Origin of the sequence: Nocardioides sp. R-C-SC26 (assembly GCF_021246465.1) — a bacterium.
In the GTDB taxonomy this organism is placed as follows: Bacteria; Actinomycetota; Actinomycetes; order Propionibacteriales; family Nocardioidaceae; genus Nocardioides.
This window is the reverse complement of sequence record NZ_JAHRHK010000020.1, coordinates 34834-52249: the sequence shown is the minus strand read 5'-3', so window position 1 is coordinate 52249 and position 17416 is coordinate 34834. Positions and strand designations below refer to the sequence as shown.

The window sequence follows — 17416 nt, the reverse complement described above, 5'->3', positions numbered from 1 at the left end:
CGCGGCTCCCCGCGCCCGCCCGCCCCCCCCCCCCACCCCCACCTCGCTTCGCGCCGCCCGGAGCGCAGCACTGTCGACGTGGGAGGCGGCCCAGGCTCAACTGGCGGAGGACGCCGAGGCTGGCGCCTCGGACGTACAGCTCGCTGCCGATCAGACGGCGCTTGTCGCCGCGCGCACGGCGCTCATCGAAGCCCGCCAGGCCGTCGAGGACGCGACCTTGCGAGCGAGCTTCGGCGGCACCGTCACCCAGGTCGGGATCCAGCGCGGCGACGTCCTGGGCGGGTCGGCGACCTCGGCGGGATCGGGCGGCTCCACTGGCGGCGGTGCGACGACGTCGAGCGCCAGCACGACCACGTCCAGCACCGGGATCAGCCTGGCCACCACCGACCGCTTCGTGCTCGAGGCGACCGTGCCGGCGGCCGACGTCGGCCGGCTGCAGGACGGGCTCCAGGTGGAGATCACGCCGAGCGGTGTGAGCGATGTCGTCTACGGGACGGTCGAGGACGTCGCGCGAGTCGCGTCGACGGACTCCGCGGGAGCCGCGGTCTTCGCGGTGACCGTCGAGGTCACCGGTCGCCGTGACGACCTCTACGCCGGCACCGATGCCGAGGCGAGCGTGATCGTCTCGCAGACCGCGGACGTGCTCACGGTCAGCACGCCCGCCGTGCAGTCCGACGACGAGGGCACCTACGTCGATCTCGTCGACGGCGAGAGCGTCGAGCGCGTCGCCGTCGAGACCGGCGAGACCTACGGCATGACCACCGAGGTGCTGGCCGGCCTCGAGGAAGGCGACGTGGTGGAGGTGCCTGGCTTCTCCCGACCCGTCGGGTCCGGGTCGGGGGGCGAGGGCCAGGGCCAGATGCCCTCCTTCCCCGGCGGCGGTGTCGGCGGCGAGATGCCGCAGCCGCCGACCGGCGGCGGCTTCCCCGGGGGCGGCCAGTGAGTGCCGCGGCGCGCCGAGGCCGGTCCGCCCAGCGGACTCGCGGGGCGAACACCGCCCCGGTGATCGAGCTGGAGGGCGTGCGCAAGGTCTATCGCAGCGGAGAGATCGAGTTCGAGGCGCTGCGCGGTGTCGACGTCGCGATCGACGAAGGCGAGTACGTCGCCGTCGTCGGTCCCTCGGGCTCGGGCAAGTCCACCCTGATGAACATCCTCGGCTGCCTCGACGTCGCGACGAGCGGGCGATACCTGCTCGCGGGGGAGGACGTCTCCGCCATGTCCGAGCGTGAGCTCGCGCTGGTGCGCAACCGTCGCATCGGGTTCGTCTTCCAGCAGTTCCATCTCCTGCCGTCGAAGTCGGCGTGGCGCAACGTCGAGCTGCCGTTGGTCTACGCCGGCGTGCCTCGCACCGAGCGCCGCGACCGGGCCGTCGCCGCCCTGGAACGGGTAGGGCTGGGCGAGCGCATCGACAACCGACCCGGAGAGATGTCGGGTGGCCAGCAGCAGCGGGTCGCGGTGGCCCGCGCGCTGGTGACCGAACCGGCGTTGATCCTCGCCGACGAGCCGACCGGCAACCTCGACTCGGCCTCCACCGCCGACGTGTTCGGCCTCCTGGACGATCTGCACGCGCATGGACGCACAGTGGTGGTGATCACCCACGACCACGAGGTGGCCGACCGCGCGCCACGCAACCTGGTGGTGCGTGACGGTCTCGTCACCGAGGATCGCCGGTTCGTAGCCGTGGGCGGTGTCCGGCGATGAGCTGGGCGGAGACCCTGCGCGCCGCCGTCGAGGCGATCCGCGCGCACCGGCTTCGGTCCGCGCTGACCATGGTCGGCATCGTCATCGGGATCAGCTCGGTCGTCCTCACCGTCGGACTGGGCCAAGGCGCCCAGCGTGAGGTCGAGGACCAGATCAGCGCCCTGGGCTCCAACCTCCTGATCGTGTCGCCGGGCAGCAGCACCGATTCGGCAGGGGTACGCGGTGGGTTCGGATCGGCCTCGACGTTGACGGTCGGCGACGCCGCCGCGATCGCCGACGAGGACGTCGCGCCCGACGTCGAGGCAGTGGCGCCGGTGTCGAGCTCCCAGACCTCGTTGATAGCCGGCGAGTCGAACTGGACGACGTCGCTGATCGGCACCACGACGTCGTGGCAGGACGTGCGCGCCCGGGAGCTGGCCTCCGGTCGGTTCTTCACCGACAGCGAGCTCGAGCGTGGAGCCGAGGTGGTGGTCCTCGGACCCGACACCGCCTCCGAGCTGTTCGAACGCGGTAGCCCGGTGGGCCAGGACATCACCATCGCCGGCTCCCGAGCGACCGTGATCGGCGTGCTCGCCTCCACGGGTTCCTCGGCGTCGGGCTCCAGCGAGGACGACGTCGCCGTCGTCCCGCTCAGCACCGCCCAGGCGATCACCGGGACGACGTCGACCTCGGTCTCGACCATCTACGTCGAGGCGCGCACGGGCGACACGCTCGCGGCCGCCTACCAGGAGATCCAGGCCCTGCTCCTGACCGGCCACGGTGTCAGCGCCACCGACGCCGACTTCTCGATCTCCACGCAGGAATCGCTCGTCGAGACCGCGAACGCCACCAACCGCACCCTGACGGTGCTGCTCGGCGGCGTGGCCGGCATCTCGCTCCTCGTGGGCGGGATCGGCGTCATGAACATCATGCTGGTCTCGGTCACCGAACGGATCCGCGAGATCGGGCTGCGCAAAGCCCTCGGCGCGACCCCGTCGGTGATCGGGCGTCAGTTCCTCGTCGAGGCCTCGGTGCTCGGTCTGGCTGGTGGCGCGATCGGGGTGATGGTCGCGGTGGTCGGCGCCCAGACGCTGCCGGCGCTGATCGATCAACCGGTCTCGCTGTCCGCCGTGGCGGTCACCGCCGCCCTCGGCACCTCGCTCGCGCTCGGCGTCGGATTCGGGGTCTATCCGGCGACCCGTGCGGCCCGACTCACCCCCATCGATGCCCTGCGCAGCGACTGACCTCGCTCGCGCCGCCCTTCACCGTCACCTGACAGGAGTTCCTCCCATGCTTCAGAACCTCGTCCCGCTCGTCCCGAACCTGCGTGCGGCAGCTGCGCGTCGTCGATCCCACCCTCGCTCGGCGATGAGCGCGCTCGCCGCCACCGTCGTGCTCCTCTCGCTCGCCGGCTGCGGAGGAGCGCAGCCGACCGACGCCGCTGCGACCACCACGGACTCCGGCGCCCAGGTCGGCACCTCGGGGGACTCGGCAGCGGGCGGCTCGGGCCCGGGGCAGATGCCGGGAGCGTCCGGGATCATCGCAGCGGCGGACGAGACGACGCTGCAGGTCCAGAGCGACGTCGCCGGGCAGGTCTCGGTCAGCTACGACGACAGCACCCGGATCACCGCCCAGGTGACGGCGTCGCTCGCCGACGTCGCCGTCGGCGACTGCGTCCGGATCACCACGGCGCAAGGCGCCGATGCCGGCGATGTGGAGGCCGCCGATGCTTCGACGACGGCCGCGACGATCACGGTGAGCGACGCCGTCGTCGGGGAGTGCGCTGGCCCTGGCGCCGGCGGAATGCCGGGTGGGGGGCGCGGCGATACCCCGACGGACCTGCCCGCGGATGCACCGACCGATCGGCCCACCGACATGCCGACGGACCAGCCGGACGGCGAGCGCCCGCGCGGCGGCTTCGGACTCAGCGGTGAGGTGACCGCGATCGACGTCGCCAGCCTCAGTGTGGCCGTACGGCAGATGCCCTCGGACGACGACACGTCCGGGACGAGTGAGCTCGCTGACATCGTCGTGCAGACCGGTGCCGACACCACGGTGGTCACCACGGAGCCGGCCACGGCGGCCGCGCTGGTCGTCGGGCAGTGCGTCCGAGCTCAGGGTGAGAGCGACAGCACCGGGGCCGTGAGCGCTACCAGCATCGAGGTCAGCGATCCCGTCGACGGTGAGTGCACGGCCGGCGGCGGTTTCGGTGGACCTGCCGGGCCGGGCGGTCGTCCGGGCTCGGACTCGGCGGAGACGTCGTGAGGGCGCGTGCGCTGCGCCGGGCCGTCGCCGCGGGTGCGGCGGTCGGCGTCGTGGGTGGCGGCTATGCGACGTTCGCCGCCGCCGACGACCACCCGACCTACCGCACCGTCGGCGCCAGCCTCGGCGCGGTGACCGAGACGCTCTCCTTGAGCGGCACCGTCTCGTCGAACCGGAGCAGCGAGCTGATGTTCGCCAGCGACGGCACCGTCGCCTCGGTCTCCGTCGCTGCCGGCGAGACGGTTCGCCGTGGGCAGGAGATCGCCAGGCTCGACCTGAAGAGCCTGCGCGGCGATCTGACGCGCGCACGCGCCGATCTCGCGGCAGCTCGTGCGCAGCTGGAGAGCGATCAGGACGCCCAGGCAGATGCACTCGGTGCTGCCACGACGAGTGCCGACGACGCGACGGGTGCCGAGTCCCCGGCGTCGTCGCAGCGTTCTGACCAGGCGGCGGGTCCGTCGTCCACGGGAACCACGCACGGGACGCCGGAATCGGGTGAGAACGATGCCGACGCTGCCGCAGAGACGTCGGCGACGCTCGCCCACGCGTTGGCGGAGCTGCGTATCCAGCAGCGGGCGGTGACCGGTGCGCAGACCACGGCGACAGCGGCGCTCGCCACGGCGGCGTCGGCGTTGGCCGCCCAGACCTCGGCCTGTGACGCGGCGCCGACCTCCGTCCCCGACGACGTCGACTCGGTGCCGGCGACGTCGGCGACGTCGGCAGGCGGTGCTCAGGACGGCGCCTCGCAGGGCGGCTCGGACGGCACGTCGGTGCAGGCGTTGCTCGACCCCGCCTGTGCCGACGCGCTGGACGCCGTCCAACAGGCGCAGCACGACGCTTCGACCGCCCAGGAAGGCTTGCAGCACGCCATCGAGACACTCGCGGAGTCCCTCGATAGCGCCGTTGCGGCGCTGTCCAGAGCGGCGCAGGCTCCGACGACGGGATCAGCATCGGGGCTGGCAGGTGAGGACGCCACGTCGTCTTCCTCGGTCGACGCCGGTGCGGCCGCCGACGCCCCTTCCGGCGGGACGTCTCAAGGCGCGGCCGGGGGATCGGACGTGCCGGGTCCGGACGGCGCCGGGGGTGCGGGCGGCACCGTGGCCGGCCGCCACCCTCGCCCGCGACCAGGCGGCGATCGACTCGGCTCACGCGGCGCTCGTCGCCGCGCGCCAGGCCGTCGCCGGTGGGGTTGTGCGTGCGGCCCGTTCAGGTCGGATCGTCTCGCTCGACATCGGTGTCGGCGACGACGTCTCGGCCGGGGCTGCCGTCGGCACGGTCGTCGGGGGCGGGGTCTCGACAGTCGCGACGACCGCATCGTTGACTCAGGTTCCCGATCTCGCCGTGGGCCAGTCGGCCTCGGTCACCGTGGTGGGATCCGTCGAGGACCACGACGCGACGCTCACCTACGTCAGCGCTGTCCCGCAGTCGACTGAGGGCACCGGCTACACCGTGGTCATCACCCTCGACGAGCGCTGGCTCGGCATCCCCGAGGGCGTGGGCGCCTCGGTCGACATCGTGGTGGATCAGGTGGAGGACGCCGTGACGGTGCCACTCTCGGCGGTCTCCGACCAGTCGGTGTCCGTCATCGACGGCCACGGCCTTCTCGCACGCCGAGCCGTGACCCTCGGGCTCGTGGGTGACCGGCGTGTCGAGGTCCGCGAGGGTCTCGAGGACGGTGAGCAGGTCGTCCTCGCCGACCTCGACGCCGCGCTGCCCTCGGGTGACAACCCTCTGAACGGCTTCGGCAGTGGACCGAACGGCGGCTTCTCCGGTGGCGGTCGAGGACCGGGCGTCATGGCGCCTCGGTCATCGCCCTGATCGAGGCGCCGGGCTCAGAACTCGTCGTCGGCGACGACGTGCATGGCCGCCTCTTCGGCCGAGGCGGCGGCACCGTCGATCCCGACGTCGATCCCGATCAGATCCTTCTCCTCGTCCTCGCCGATGCCCTCGTCCGGCGCCACGAGGCGTCCGGCGCGCTCGCGCCCGACCTCGGCGTCGAGGTCGGCCTGCTCATCGGGTGCGACCTCCGCGTCGGCGTCCACGTCGGGGACCTCCTGGGCCAGCCGCTGCTCGAAGCTCTCGCCGACGGACTCCTCGTAGGGGGTGTTGCCGAACCCCTGTCCGGCCGACCAGCTCTCCGGCGGCGAGTAGCCGCGGTCGAGCTCGTCCTCGACGTCGGGGTCCAGCAACTGGTCCTCGGCGACCGGCTGGTCCTCCACGTCGTCGGGCAGGTCCTCGGGCGTCTCGCTCATGCCTCGAACCTAGGACGGGGCGCTTCGCAGCCCCACGCACCCAGGGGTGAACCTCGCCTGAGCGCCGCGCGCCGCCAGGTCAGTCACGTCAGCGGTACAGCGTCGTGCGCTCGCGCACCGGGCGGCCGATGCCGGCGCCGATCTCGATCAGCTCCTCGACCGTCTTCGCCGAGCCGTGCTCGGAACCGGCCATCCGCGAGATGGTCTCCTCCATCAGCGTGCCGCCGAGGTCGTTGGCCCCCGAGCGCAGCATCAGGCGGGTGCCGTCGACGCCGAGCTTGACCCACGAGGTCTGGATGTTGTCGATGCGGCCGTGGAGCAGGATCCGGGCCATGGCATGCACAGCGCGGTTGTCGCGCAGCGTCGGACCGGGGCGGGCGACGCCGGCGAGGTAGATAGGAGCGGAGGTGTGCACGAACGGCAACGGCACGAACTCGGTGAACCGTGCAGCGCCGTGCTCGAGCGCGGCGTCCTGCATCCGCGTGAGCACGCGCAGGTGGCCCACCCAGTGTCGCGGGTTGTCGACGTGGCCGTACATCATCGTCGAGGTCGTCGGGACACCGATGCGGTGCGCGGTCGAGACGATCTCGATCCAGGTCTTCGCGGGCAGCTTGCCCTTGGTGAGCACCCACCGCACCTCGTCGTCGAGGATCTCCGCGGCCGTGCCCGGCAGGGAGCCGAGACCGGCCTCGCGGGCCTTGATCAGGAAGTCCTCGATCGAGAGGCCGGTACGGGCCGTGCCGTTGACGACCTCCATCGGGCTGAACGCGTGCACGTGCATCTCGGGCACCCGCTGACGCACGGCGGAGACGAGGTCGAAGTAGGCGGACGCCGGCAGCTCGGGGTCGATGCCGCCCTGCATGCACACCTCGGTGGCGCCGAGATTCCAGGCCTCCTCGGCTCGGTCGGCGACCTCGTCGAGGGAGAGGGAGTAGGCGTCGGCGTCGGTGCGACGCTGGGCGAACGCGCAGAATCGGCAGCCGACGTAGCAGACATTGGTGAAGTTGATGTTCCGGTTGACGACGTAGGTGACGTCGTCGCCGACCACGTCGCGGCGCAGGTCGTCGGCGAGCCCGCACACGGCTTCGAGCAGGTCGCCGTCGGCGGTCATCAGGGTGAACGCGTGCTCGTCGGAGAGTCCACCGGGATCGCGCTCGGCGGCTGCCAGCGCCTCGCGCCCCTCGGCATGCAACACCGCGGGCGCGGTGCCCCCGGCGACGGCGCTCGTCGAGACGGCCGCGTCGCGCACGGCGTCCCAGTCGCCGTAGACGTCGGCGAAATCCGAGCGCCGGTCGTCCGTGCGGCCCTCGCTGTCGACAGCAGCGTGCAGGTCGGTGCGACCCACCGAGGCGAAGCCGCCGTCGGGCTCCTGCCACGGCAGCCCGGTGGGTCGGATGTCGGGGGTGGCGAGACCGTCGGACGTCGCCAGCGCGGCGACGTGCCCGGAGACGCGCGGGTCCAGCCACGGTTCGCCCTGGCGCACGTACTCCGGGTGCACGGTCAGGCGCGCCCGTAGCGTGAACCCGCACTCGGCGGTGATGGAGCGCAGCCGCTCCAGGCTCGGCCAGGGCCGCTCGGGATTGACGTGGTCGGGTGTCAACGGGGAGACGCCGCCCCAGTCGTCGACGCCGGCGTCGAGCAGTGCGCGGCACTCGGCGAGGTCGACCAGGTTCGGGGGCGCCTGGATGCGGGCCTTCGGGCCGAGTACGAGCCGGGTGACGGCGATCGCCGCGCGGTACTCCTCCAGGCCGAGATCGCCGCTGTGCCGCATGGCGGTGTCGGGCTTGGCGCGGAAGTTCTGGACGATCACCTCCTGGATCGAGCCGTAGGCCTGGGCGATCCGGCGCAGCGCGAAGATCGTGTCGGCCCGCTCGACAAGGGTCTCGCCGATGCCGACGAGCAGCCCAGTGGTGAAGGGGATCGAGAGACGACCGGCGTCCTCGAGGACGCGGAGCCGGAGATCGGGATCCTTGTCGGGGGAGCCGAAGTGCGCCTCGCCCTTGGTCTCGAAGAGCCGGCGGCTGGTCGTCTCCAGCATCACTCCCATCGAGGGCGAGACCGGCTTGAGGCGGTTCATCTCCTCCCACGTCATCACGCCTGGGTTGACGTGCGGCAGGAGACCGGTCTCCTCCAGCACTCGGATCGCCATCGCGCGGACGTAGGCCAGCGTGGAGTCGTATCCCTGCTCGTCGAGCCACTCACGTGCCTCGGGCCAGCGTTCCTCGGGTCGGTCGCCGAGGGTGAACAACGCCTCCAGGCAGCCCATCGCCGCGCCCTGGCGGGCGATCTCCAGGATCTCGTCGGGGGAGAGGTAGGGCGCGCGGCCCTCGCGGGCCGCCTGCGCCGGCGTCTCGACGAACGTGCAGTAGTGGCAGCGATCGCGACACAGCTTGGTGACCGGGATGAACACCTTGGGCGAGTAGGTCACCGTCGCGGAGCGGCCCGCCGCAACGAGCCCGGCGTCGCGCACGCGCGCAGCGGCCGCGGCCAGCCGATCGAGCTCTGCACCGGTCGCCGCCAGCAACGCTGCGGCCTCGTCGACGTCGAGGGCCGCACCTCGCTCGGCACGCGCCAGTGCCCGCCGGATCTGCTGGGGGGTGGGGGTGTCCGTCGTCTCACTGACCATGGTGCATCGACAGTAACTTCGCGCGCCGAGTGCACCGTTCGTGGCCCACGCTCTGGTCAGGAGCGGGCCGAGACCGACCACACCCTCGGCGAGCCCGACGGCGGACGTGCCAGGGTGTGGTGTGTGACGACGGGCCGTGAGGACGCGCAGGACCCGGTGCGCACGATCCGCTCGGGCGCGTTCTTCACGGTGCCGGATCCGCTGCCGCGGGGTAGGCACGGGCTCGACCGGGACGAGGTGGTCCGCAGCCAGCGCGAGCGCATCCTGATCGCGGCGACGGAGTTGCTCGCGACACACGGCTTCGCCGCGATGTCGACCAGGGCGATCTGCGGGCGGGCCGGCGCGTCGTTGAGTGCGTTCTACGAGAGCTTCTCGGGCAAGGAGGAGTGCGTCTTCGCCGGCTACGACCGGTTCATCCAGGTGCTCATCGAGCGCCTCCTCGCTTTCGAGGACACCGGGGTGACCTGGGAGGAGTACGTGCACACGATCGTCAGCGGCTACTTCGACGTGCTGCGGGAGGACCCGGTCGTCGCGCGCGCGTTCCAAGTGGAGATGGACGCCCTGGGTGCGGAGGCGAGGCGCCGCCGTCGCGAGGCGCTGACCGGACTCGCCGCCATCGTCCAGGGCATCCACGTCGAGCGAGACCCCGCCAGCGCCGCGGATCGTCCCCTGGAGGCCTATGTGGCGGCGGTCTACGGCATCCGCCAGATCGCGTGCGACGCCATCGACAGCGGTGATGAGCACCTCGCCGACGTCGACGTGGAAGGTCGCCCCTGGGTCCTGCGCCTCTTCACCTGACCGGGCGGAGGAGGCAGTCGACGACACCACTTGCCATATTCAAGTACGGGTGCGTACTTTTATCTCGCTGTGACCACGGCCACATGGGGTCCATCGAGAGAGGCAGTCACGCAGATGAAGCTCAGGATCAGCCGTGCCCGCGCGGGCACGGTCGTCGTGGCCGCGGGCGCGGGCGCCCGGGCCGCCGCGGGGGGGGACCGGCCCCGCGGCGGCCGTGGCGCGTCCCGCCCGCGCCACCCCGTCTCAGATCGCGCCGGCGAGCCCGCGCGAGATCGCCAGTCCCGGACTGCTCCCCGGGAACCGGGCGATCCTGCGCACCGTGCGCGACCTGGTCGAGATGGCTCCGCGCGCGACCGGCACCCCCGGTGGGCGCCAGGCGGCCGCCTACGTCGCTCGGCGGTTCCGTGCCGCGGGGCTCAGCAACGTGCACTACGAGACCGCTCGCTCCTACCGCTGGACGCCGAGCGACTGGGGCGTGTCGGTGGGAGGGCGTCGGTTCGACACGCGCCCGATCTCACACTCGTTCATCCGCGGTGCGGACCTGGCGGGCACGCGCACGCTCGGACGTCGTGGCGTCACCGCGCCTGTCGTCGACATCGGGGCGGGCTCGGTGGCCGGGCGGGACGTGCGCGGCAAGATCGTGCTCTTCGATCTGAAGTTCCAGATGCCTCTCGCGGTGATCGCGGCGGCCTCGGAGTTCCTCTACGACCCCGACCTCCAGCTCGTCGATCCCGAGACGATGCTGACCGCCAACCCGTACATGACCTCGCTCAAGACGGTCATGCAGGAGGCGATCGACGGTGGCGCCGTGGGGGTCGTCGGTGTGCTCGCCGACTACTTCGACTCCAATCGGTACCACAACGAGTACTACGGAAGCGTCCCGATGACGATCCCCGGCTTCTGGGTCACCAAGAAGGAGGGCGCAGCCCTGCGGCACTCGTTGGAGACCTCGTCGCGGGCGACCATCAGGTTGACGGCAGAGCGAGCCGCCGCCACCGGCCGCACCGTCGTCGGGTTCCTGCCCGGCCGGTCCCGCGACACGATCCTGATCCAGTCGCACCACGACTCCCAGGGGCCGGGGGCGGTCGAGGACGGGACGGGCGCCGCCGAGGTGATCGCCCTGGCTGACTACTACGGCGCGCTCGCCCGACGCCCGGGGTACCGCAAGCCCGAGAAGACGTTGATGTTCGCGACGTTCGACACCCACTTCACCGGCTACCAGCAGCACAACGCCTTCACGCGTAAGTACGTGCTCGGCACGAAGTCGGGCTACCGGCTGGTCGCCAACGCCGCGATCGAGCATGTCGGCAAGCAGGCCAAGATCGCTGCAGACGGCGGCCTACGCGTGCTGGATCAACCGGAGCCGCGCGGGATCTTCGAGAACCTCAACCCGCTACTCAAGGCGCGGTTGGCCGGGATCATCGTCGACAACGACCTCCGAGGCACCGCGATGCTGAACGCGACTCCGATGCAGGGCACCGTCGGCATCCCGACCGACGCGAACTGGGCCCTGCTGTCGGGGGTGCCCGTGGCGAGCCTGATCGCCGGGCCGATCTACATGTATGACGAAGCCGACACCCTCGACAAGGTCGACGTCGCGTCGCTGCGCCCCGTCGCGCGCGCCTACGCCCAGTTGGTCGATGCGATGCAGCCGATGCCCAGCGACCTGATCGGTCTGACGCCGACCCCGGTCTCGACGGTGATCCGCGACCTGTGGTTCCAGTTCCTCGGCCCATGAGGACCTTCCATCGCGCGAGCATCGCGCTCGCCGTCGCCGTCTGCACCACGACGATGCAGGTGCCGCCGCCGGCCGCCCCCGCGGTCGGGAGGGCGGTGGCAGCAGTGGCGCAGGCGCCGCGCACTCCTCACGTGCTCGACGTCTCGCCGGCGCGGGGTCTCGCCGTGGTCGAGCCGTCGTCGGTAGCGCAGGTGCTCCGCTACCGGATGCGCTCGGTGCGGGGAACCTGGGCGGCCGCCACCGGACTGATGCTGCTGCCGGAGGGTGAGGCGCCGGCCGGCGGCTGGCCCTTCGTCGTCTACAACCACGTCACGACCGGCTCGGCCGACATGTGCGACCCGAGCGAGGTGACACCCGGCAACAGCGAACGGGAGCGCATGACGCGTGGTGACGACATCGCGATCCGGCTCCTCCGTGCCGGCGTCGCGGTGCTGCGCCCCGACTTCGAGGGGATCGGCACACCGGGTCCGCACCCGTACCTGATCGGACGGTCACTCGCGGCATCGGTCGTCGCGATGGTGCGTGCTGCCCGCGAGCACGAGCCGCGGCTGGGCGCTGACTGGGTGGTCGTGGGCCACTCCGAAGGGAGCGTCGGCGCGCTCTTCACCGGTGCCGCCGACCAGTGGCTCCCTCGCGGCACCCGCCTGCGTGGTGTCGTGGCCCTCACGCCGGTGACGCGCATGGACACCACGCTGGAGCTGCTGCGTCGGACGCCGGTCGCCGCGCCGGGTGTGAACGGGATGGTCGCTCTCGCCGGGATGATCATCGGCGGCGCCGCGACCGTCGACGCACCGCTGCGCCGGCTCCTCACCCGGGGCGGACTCAGCGACGAGGCGGTGGCGCTGCTGCCCCACCTGGAGCAGCGATGCCTGGTCGACCTCCCACGATCCGACTCCTGGGGCGGGCTGGCGCCTTCCGCCGTCACCGGAGCTCGTGGTGAGGAGGCGATCGCTCGACTCATCGCAGTGATGCGGGCCAATGACGTCCGCCGTCTCCACCTGCGACCGGGTCTGCCGGTGCGCATCGACGCCGGGATCCTGGACGCCGTCGCGCCGCTGCCGTTCACCGAGATGCTGGTGCGCGACTACCGCGCCGCCGGCGTCCCGATCACCTACGCGCGGTGGCCGGCCGGCCACCCCGAAGTCGTCGACGACCGATTCGCAGCCGGACCGGTCGTCGCATGGACACTGACGAGGCTCGGACGATGACGATGATGACCCGCACCACCTTCCTCGCCGGCGTCGCGGCGGCTGCGGTGGCCGGTACCGGGATGGCCGCCGTGCCCGCCTCGGGAGCCGGCACCGACCCCCTGAGCCCGGCTCGGCTGCACCGCCACGTCCGCGAGGTCTGTGCGTTCGGCCCCCGGTGGACGGGCTACCCCGCCGAACGCCGAGCCAGTCACTGGGTCGCAGCCCGTCTCCGCGCGGCGGGGCTGCGGACCGAGGTCGACCGCTACGGCTTTCGGAAGTGGCAGCTCTCGCGCTGGCGCGTCGACCTGCGTGCGGACGGTGGGTTGCAGCCGATCGCGACATTCCCCCTGTGGTCGAGTCATGGCGGAGAAGGTGAGGCGCCGTTGGTCGACGTCGGCTTCGGTTCCGATCCCGAACTGGCGCTTCACGACCTGCGCGGCAAGGCCGTCGTCGTCACGGGCAAGGCCCTGCTGAACGTCTTCAGCACCTACCGCGACGTCTACGCGCACGCTGCGGCGCGCGGAGCAGTCGCGATGTTCGTGACCTCCGATGCCCCGGACAACCTGATCCGGCCGACCAGTTCGAGCGCCAACCAGCTCGACAAGAATCCCATCCCGGCGTTCAACCTGGGCGCGACCGACCTGGCCCGGCTGCGGCGCGCGGCGCGGGCGGGCTCTCGTATCCGTTGGCGCCTCGACGCGCGGCACGTCGACGGCCACACCCATGACGTGACCGCGGTATTGCCGGGATCGGGCGCCGAGTCGGGGGCGTTGATGATCGCCGCCCACGTGGACTCCTGGTTCACCGGCGCGCTCGACAACGCGACCGGCACCGCCGGCCTGATCGGGCTGGCCGAGCACTTCGCCCGGGTGCCGAGAGCGAAACGCCCCAAGGACATGTACTTCGTCTCGGTGACCGGTCACGACACCGGATTCCCGTTCGGCGGACTCCAGCACTGGGTTCGCACCCACTCGCGCCTGATGAGTCGCCTCGATGCGTTCGTGAACCTCGACCACCTCGCCGCCCACCACGAGGAGCACCTCTCGACGGGCGGCATCATCGACATGCTCGGACTCTCCATCCAGACGCCGCTCGACCAGGAGCGGGCACTGTTCACCACCGCACACCCGACCCTGGCGGCCATCTGGACGCCGGCCCTCCTGCGGCACCGGCTGGCTCCGGTAGTGCCCGGCCCGACGATCCCGGCGTTCACGCCCAATCCCGATCTCGAGGGGATCATGGGGGACCACGGGGTGCCGAGCTCCAGCCTCACCATGGCGACGCCGCACTATCACACCATCGAGGACACCCCCGATCGGATTCCTCCCGAGCAGCTGAGCCGCGCGGTGCGGTGCCATGCCGACGTCCTCGCCGGCATGCAGTCCGTCCCGGGATCGCTCCTGCGGCTCGGTGTCTGACCGTCGACCGGGCCTCAGCGCACGCGGAGGGTCTTGAGCAATGCCAGCTGCTTGTTGCCCAGCGCGACGAACTTCTCCACGGCCATCGACGGCGGGGGACCGAGCGGCATCAGGCGCTGGGTGGCCACGGTCTGCGACTCGGTGTACTTGCGGATGCCCTCGGAGCCGTGGCGCCGGCCTAGCCCGGAGTCGCCCATTCCTCCCATGCCGGCCTCGATCGAGCCCGCGGCCGCCGCGGCTCCGTCGTTGATGTTGACCGAGCCCGACCGGATCTTCCCGGCCATCCGCTCGGCGGCTGCCTCGTCCCTCGACCAGATGCTCGCCGACAGGCCGTAGGTCCCCTCGTTCGCCTTGGCGATGGCCTCGGCGTCGGACCCGACGGGGTAGAGCGAGATGACGGGGCCGAAGGTCTCCTCCAGGCAGACCGCCATCTCGGTGGTGACGCCCTCGAGCACGGTCGGCTCGTAGACGAAGGGGCCGAGATCGGGCCGCGCACGTCCCCCTACCACCACGGAGGCACCGCGGGCCACGGCGTCGTCGACGTGCGCGGTCACCGCGTCCAGCTGCGCCTGCGAGGCCAGCGACCCGACGTCGGCGGTGTAGTCGAAGGCCTGGCCCAGCGCGAGCGCGCGGACGCCGTCGACCAAGGCCTCACGGAACGCGTCGTAGACGTCGGTGTGCACGAGCACGCGCTCGATGTGGATGCACATCTGGCCGGTGTTGGCGAAGGCCGCTGTGATGCAGCCGGCCGCCGCCTTGGCGACGTCGGCGTCGGCGCGGACGATCAGCGGGTTCTTGCCGCCGAGCTCGAGCGATGCCGCGACCAGCCGCTCGCCCGCGCGACGTCCGACGTGACGGCCCGTCGCGGTGGAGCCGGTGAAGCAGATGTGGTCGACGTGGTCGATCAGGGCATCGCCGACAGTGCTGCCGGGTCCGACCACGACGTGCCACAGGTCGATCGGGAGACCGGCCTCGGCGATCAGGTCACGCGCCCAGAGCAGCGTCAGGGCCGTCTGGCTGTCGGCCTTGCTGACCACGCCATTGCCGGCCAGCAGCGCCGGCAGGACGTCGCCGACGGCGAGGTAGAGCGGGTAGTTCCACGGCGAGATCATGCCGACGACGCCCTTGGGGATGCGCTGTTCCTTCACGCGGGTCAGACCCGGGATCGCGCCACGCACCTTGTTGTCCTTGAGGTACGACGACCCGTGTCGTGCGTAGTGCCGCGCGATGTTGGCGACCTGGAGGATCTCCTGCCAGGCGCTGAAGCGGGACTTGCCCATCTCCCACTGGATCAGGTCGAGCACCTCGTCCTGACGCTCGATCAGCAGGTCGTGGAACCTCAGGACGACGTCGGCGCGCGCCGAGTACGGCACGGCCGCCCACACCCGCTGGGCCGCACGTGCGCTCGCGCAGGCATCGCCGGCGTCGGGGGCGGGGCTGCCCGGGGTGGGCGCGATCGGCAGACCGTCGTAGGGCGCCGTCGCGCACGTCGTCTCACTCCCGCCCGAGGAGCGGAAGACCCACCGGGTCCAGCCAGCCAGCCGGTCGTCGGTGACCCAGCCGGGGCGGACGCTGCCGTTCTGCTCGACGGCGGCGTCGGAGTGCTGGTCGGTGGTGGTCATCGGTTGCTCCTCGGGCTGGGTGAGACGGCGTGCGGCGATGAGCGGCGGACGGGCCGCCGCTCATCACAGGGTTCAGCTGTAGAGACGGTCGAGCACGTCGGCGTACTTGGTGTTCACGACCCGGCGCTTGAGCTTCAAGGTCGGGGTGAGCTCCTCGGACTCCGCGGTCCATTCCGTGGGAAGCAACTCGAACGCCTTGACCTGCTCGGGGCGGGAGAGCCGTTCGTTGGCCGCGTCGACGGCTGCCTGGGCCATCGCCACGATCTGCGGCTTCTGGGCCAGGTCGGCGAGATCGACGAACTCGATCCCCATCTGCTGGGCCACCACCGGCGCGATCTCGCCGTCGAGGGTGAGCACGGCGACGACGTATGGGCGGCCGTCGCCGACCGCCATCGCGTGGCCGATGATCGGGGACTCCTTGAGGTAGTTCTCGATGTTCGACGGGGCGATGTTCTTGCCGGCGCTGGTGATGATCAGCTCCTTCTTGCGGTCGACCACGGCGAAGAAGCCGTCGTCGTCCAGCGTGCCGATGTCGCCGGTGTGCACCCAGCCGTCCTCGTCGATCAACCCGCGAGTGGCCTCCTCCTGCTGGTGGTAGCCCGGTGTGCACACCGGGCCGCGCACGAGGATCTCGCCGTCCTCGCCGAGCGCGACCTCCATGCCCGGCGTCGCTCGCCCGACGGAACCGAGGCGGAAGTTCCCCGGGCCGTTGGCGGTGATCGCGCCGCACGTCTCGGTCATGCCGTAGACGTCGAAGACCTTCAGGCCGAGGCCGGCCATGAACTTGGCGACGTCGAGCGGCATCGGCGCCGCGGCGGACGCTGCCCACTCCACCTGGTCGAGCCCCAGCAGGAGCTTGAGGAATCCCAGGATCTGCTCGTCGGCCTGGCGGTAGGCCTCCTCGATCTCCGGAGTCATCTCGTTGCCGACCTCCTGGGCCTGTACCCAGGCGAGGCCGGCCGCCATGGCGTTCTGCACCATTTCGCGGTTGGCCGGGTCGGGGTCGGCGGCGAGCTTGGCGGAGAGGCCGGTCTTGATCTTCTCCCAGACCCGCGGGACGCCGAAGAACGCCGTGGGGTGCACCTCGCCGAGGGCGGGCAGCAGCTGTGCCGGATCGCCGATCGCGTGCATGTGACCGGCCTGCAACTGCGGACCGTAGAGGCCCAGCACGCGCTCGGCGATGTGCGCCAGCGGGAGGTAGCTGACCGCCTTCATGTCGGCACCCTCGAGGCCGGCCTGCTCCAGCGTGCTGATCGCCTCGTAGGTGACGTTGTGGTGGGTCAGCACCACGCCCTTGGGATTCCCGGTGGTGCCGGAGGTGTAGAGGATGGTGGCGGGGGTGTCGGGCGTGACCAGGGCGGAGCGGCGCTCGAGCTCCTCGGCCAAGCGGTCACGGGCCGCGCGGCCCAGGGCGATGAACTCGTCCCACGTGAGGAACTTCTCGCCGTCCGGCTTGGCGGCGGGCTCGATCACGACGACGGTGGCGATGCTCGCCACGTCCTGGAGCGCCTTCTCCCAGCGGGCGAGGTGATCGGCGGTCTCGAGCACGATCGCCGTCGGCTTCGCCTCACCGGCAACGAAGGCGACCTGGGTCGCCGAGAGCGTGTTGTAGATCGACATCGGCGTCGCATCCGCGTGCACGCCACCCATGTCGGCGACGTAGTGCTCGATTCCGGTGGAGGCCATGATNCGATGGGGTTGGAGGCCATGACCGCCACCGTGTCGCCGGGGGCGACGCCGCGCTCGATGAGAGCCGCGGCGACGTCGAGACCGAGATCGCGGGTCTGCGCCCACGTCAGGGTGCGCCAGGTCTGGCCCTCCGGCACGTGG

The 17416-nt window shown here is 71.5% G+C and carries 13 protein-coding genes; 9 read left to right on the top strand and 4 right to left on the bottom strand.

From position 1 onward, the window contains the following. The 5 genes from KSO97_RS15595 to KSO97_RS15575 form a co-directional block, all read left to right on the top strand. Positions 1 to 943 (top strand): efflux RND transporter periplasmic adaptor subunit (locus tag KSO97_RS15595; RefSeq protein ID WP_232680498.1); only part of this gene is annotated, 943 nt, incomplete at its 5' end. A 59-nt stretch (positions 944 to 1002) separates the two neighbouring features. Continuing rightward, entirely contained in the window at positions 1003 to 1701 is a 699-nt protein-coding gene (locus KSO97_RS15590) for an ABC transporter ATP-binding protein (RefSeq protein WP_232680496.1), read from the top strand. Then, positions 1698 to 2924 (top strand): ABC transporter permease, encoded by a 1227-nt coding sequence (locus KSO97_RS15585; RefSeq protein WP_232680495.1) that lies wholly within the window; start codon positions 1698 to 1700, stop codon positions 2922 to 2924. The genes KSO97_RS15590 and KSO97_RS15585 overlap by 4 nt, the downstream gene beginning before the upstream one ends. A 46-nt stretch (positions 2925 to 2970) precedes the next feature. Continuing rightward, a complete protein-coding gene (locus KSO97_RS15580; protein ID WP_232680493.1) occupies positions 2971 to 3945 on the top strand; it encodes a hypothetical protein in 975 nt (324 codons plus the stop codon). A 1080-nt stretch (positions 3946 to 5025) separates the two neighbouring features. Then, a complete protein-coding gene (locus KSO97_RS15575) occupies positions 5026 to 5760 on the top strand; it encodes an efflux RND transporter periplasmic adaptor subunit (protein ID WP_232680491.1) in 735 nt (244 codons plus the stop codon). 14 nt (positions 5761 to 5774) lie between these two features. Here the strand turns inward: KSO97_RS15575 and KSO97_RS15570 are convergent, their stop codons facing one another. Then, positions 5775 to 6194: a DUF5709 domain-containing protein gene (locus KSO97_RS15570; protein ID WP_232680489.1), complete on the bottom strand. Its 420-nt coding sequence runs from the start codon at positions 6192 to 6194 to the stop codon at positions 5775 to 5777. 88 nt (positions 6195 to 6282) lie between these two features. Then, a complete protein-coding gene (locus tag KSO97_RS15565; protein WP_232680487.1) occupies positions 6283 to 8820 on the bottom strand; it encodes a bifunctional FO biosynthesis protein CofGH in 2538 nt (845 codons plus the stop codon). A gap of 123 nt (positions 8821 to 8943) precedes the next feature. Here KSO97_RS15565 and KSO97_RS15560 point away from each other — a divergent pair, with 123 nt between their 5' ends. The 4 genes from KSO97_RS15560 to KSO97_RS15545 all read left to right on the top strand — a co-directional run bounded on the left by KSO97_RS15560 (position 8944) and on the right by KSO97_RS15545 (position 13964). Continuing rightward, the gene (locus KSO97_RS15560; protein ID WP_232680485.1) at positions 8944 to 9618 is read left to right on the top strand and encodes a TetR/AcrR family transcriptional regulator; all 675 of its coding nucleotides are present in this window, start codon (positions 8944 to 8946) and stop codon (positions 9616 to 9618) included. A 214-nt stretch (positions 9619 to 9832) separates the two neighbouring features. Then, entirely contained in the window at positions 9833 to 11356 is a 1524-nt protein-coding gene (locus KSO97_RS15555) for a M28 family peptidase (RefSeq protein ID WP_232680483.1), read from the top strand. Then, a complete protein-coding gene (locus tag KSO97_RS15550; protein WP_232680481.1) occupies positions 11353 to 12564 on the top strand; it encodes a lipase family protein in 1212 nt (403 codons plus the stop codon). The genes KSO97_RS15555 and KSO97_RS15550 overlap by 4 nt, the downstream gene beginning before the upstream one ends. Further along, positions 12561 to 13964 carry a M28 family metallopeptidase gene (locus tag KSO97_RS15545; RefSeq protein ID WP_232680479.1) on the top strand — a complete coding sequence of 468 codons (1404 nt, stop codon included), beginning with the start codon at positions 12561 to 12563 and terminating at the stop codon, positions 13962 to 13964. Before KSO97_RS15550 ends, KSO97_RS15545 begins: the two co-directional genes overlap by 4 nt. 14 nt (positions 13965 to 13978) lie before the next feature. Here KSO97_RS15545 and KSO97_RS15540 read toward each other — a convergent pair whose 3' ends face one another. After that, complete coding sequence (locus KSO97_RS15540) at positions 13979 to 15586, bottom strand: succinic semialdehyde dehydrogenase (protein ID WP_232680477.1); 1608 nt, start codon at positions 15584 to 15586, stop codon at positions 13979 to 13981. Between the two features lie 72 nt (positions 15587 to 15658). Further along, entirely contained in the window at positions 15659 to 17272 is a 1614-nt protein-coding gene (locus KSO97_RS15535) for a long-chain fatty acid--CoA ligase (RefSeq protein ID WP_374198511.1), read from the bottom strand. Positions 17273 to 17416 lie beyond the last annotated feature (144 nt).

Bases quoted from the DNA above. Each gene is read 5' to 3' on its own strand.
- KSO97_RS15585 (WP_232680495.1), top strand. From the start codon at position 1,698: ATGAGCTGGGCGGAGACCCTGCGCGCCGCCGTCGAGGCGATCCGCGCG.
- KSO97_RS15580 (WP_232680493.1), top strand. From the start codon at position 2,971: ATGCTTCAGAACCTCGTCCCGCTCGTCCCGAACCTGCGTGCGGCAGCT.
- KSO97_RS15570 (WP_232680489.1), bottom strand. From the start codon at position 6,194: ATGAGCGAGACGCCCGAGGACCTGCCCGACGACGTGGAGGACCAGCCG.
- KSO97_RS15565 (WP_232680487.1), bottom strand. From the start codon at position 8,820: ATGGTCAGTGAGACGACGGACACCCCCACCCCCCAGCAGATCCGGCGG.
- KSO97_RS15550 (WP_232680481.1), top strand. From the start codon at position 11,353: ATGAGGACCTTCCATCGCGCGAGCATCGCGCTCGCCGTCGCCGTCTGC.
- KSO97_RS15545 (WP_232680479.1), top strand. From the start codon at position 12,561: ATGACGATGATGACCCGCACCACCTTCCTCGCCGGCGTCGCGGCGGCT.
- KSO97_RS15540 (WP_232680477.1), bottom strand. From the start codon at position 15,586: ATGACCACCACCGACCAGCACTCCGACGCCGCCGTCGAGCAGAACGGC.
- KSO97_RS15535 (WP_374198511.1), bottom strand. From the start codon at position 17,272: ATGGCCTCCACCGGAATCGAGCACTACGTCGCCGACATGGGTGGCGTG.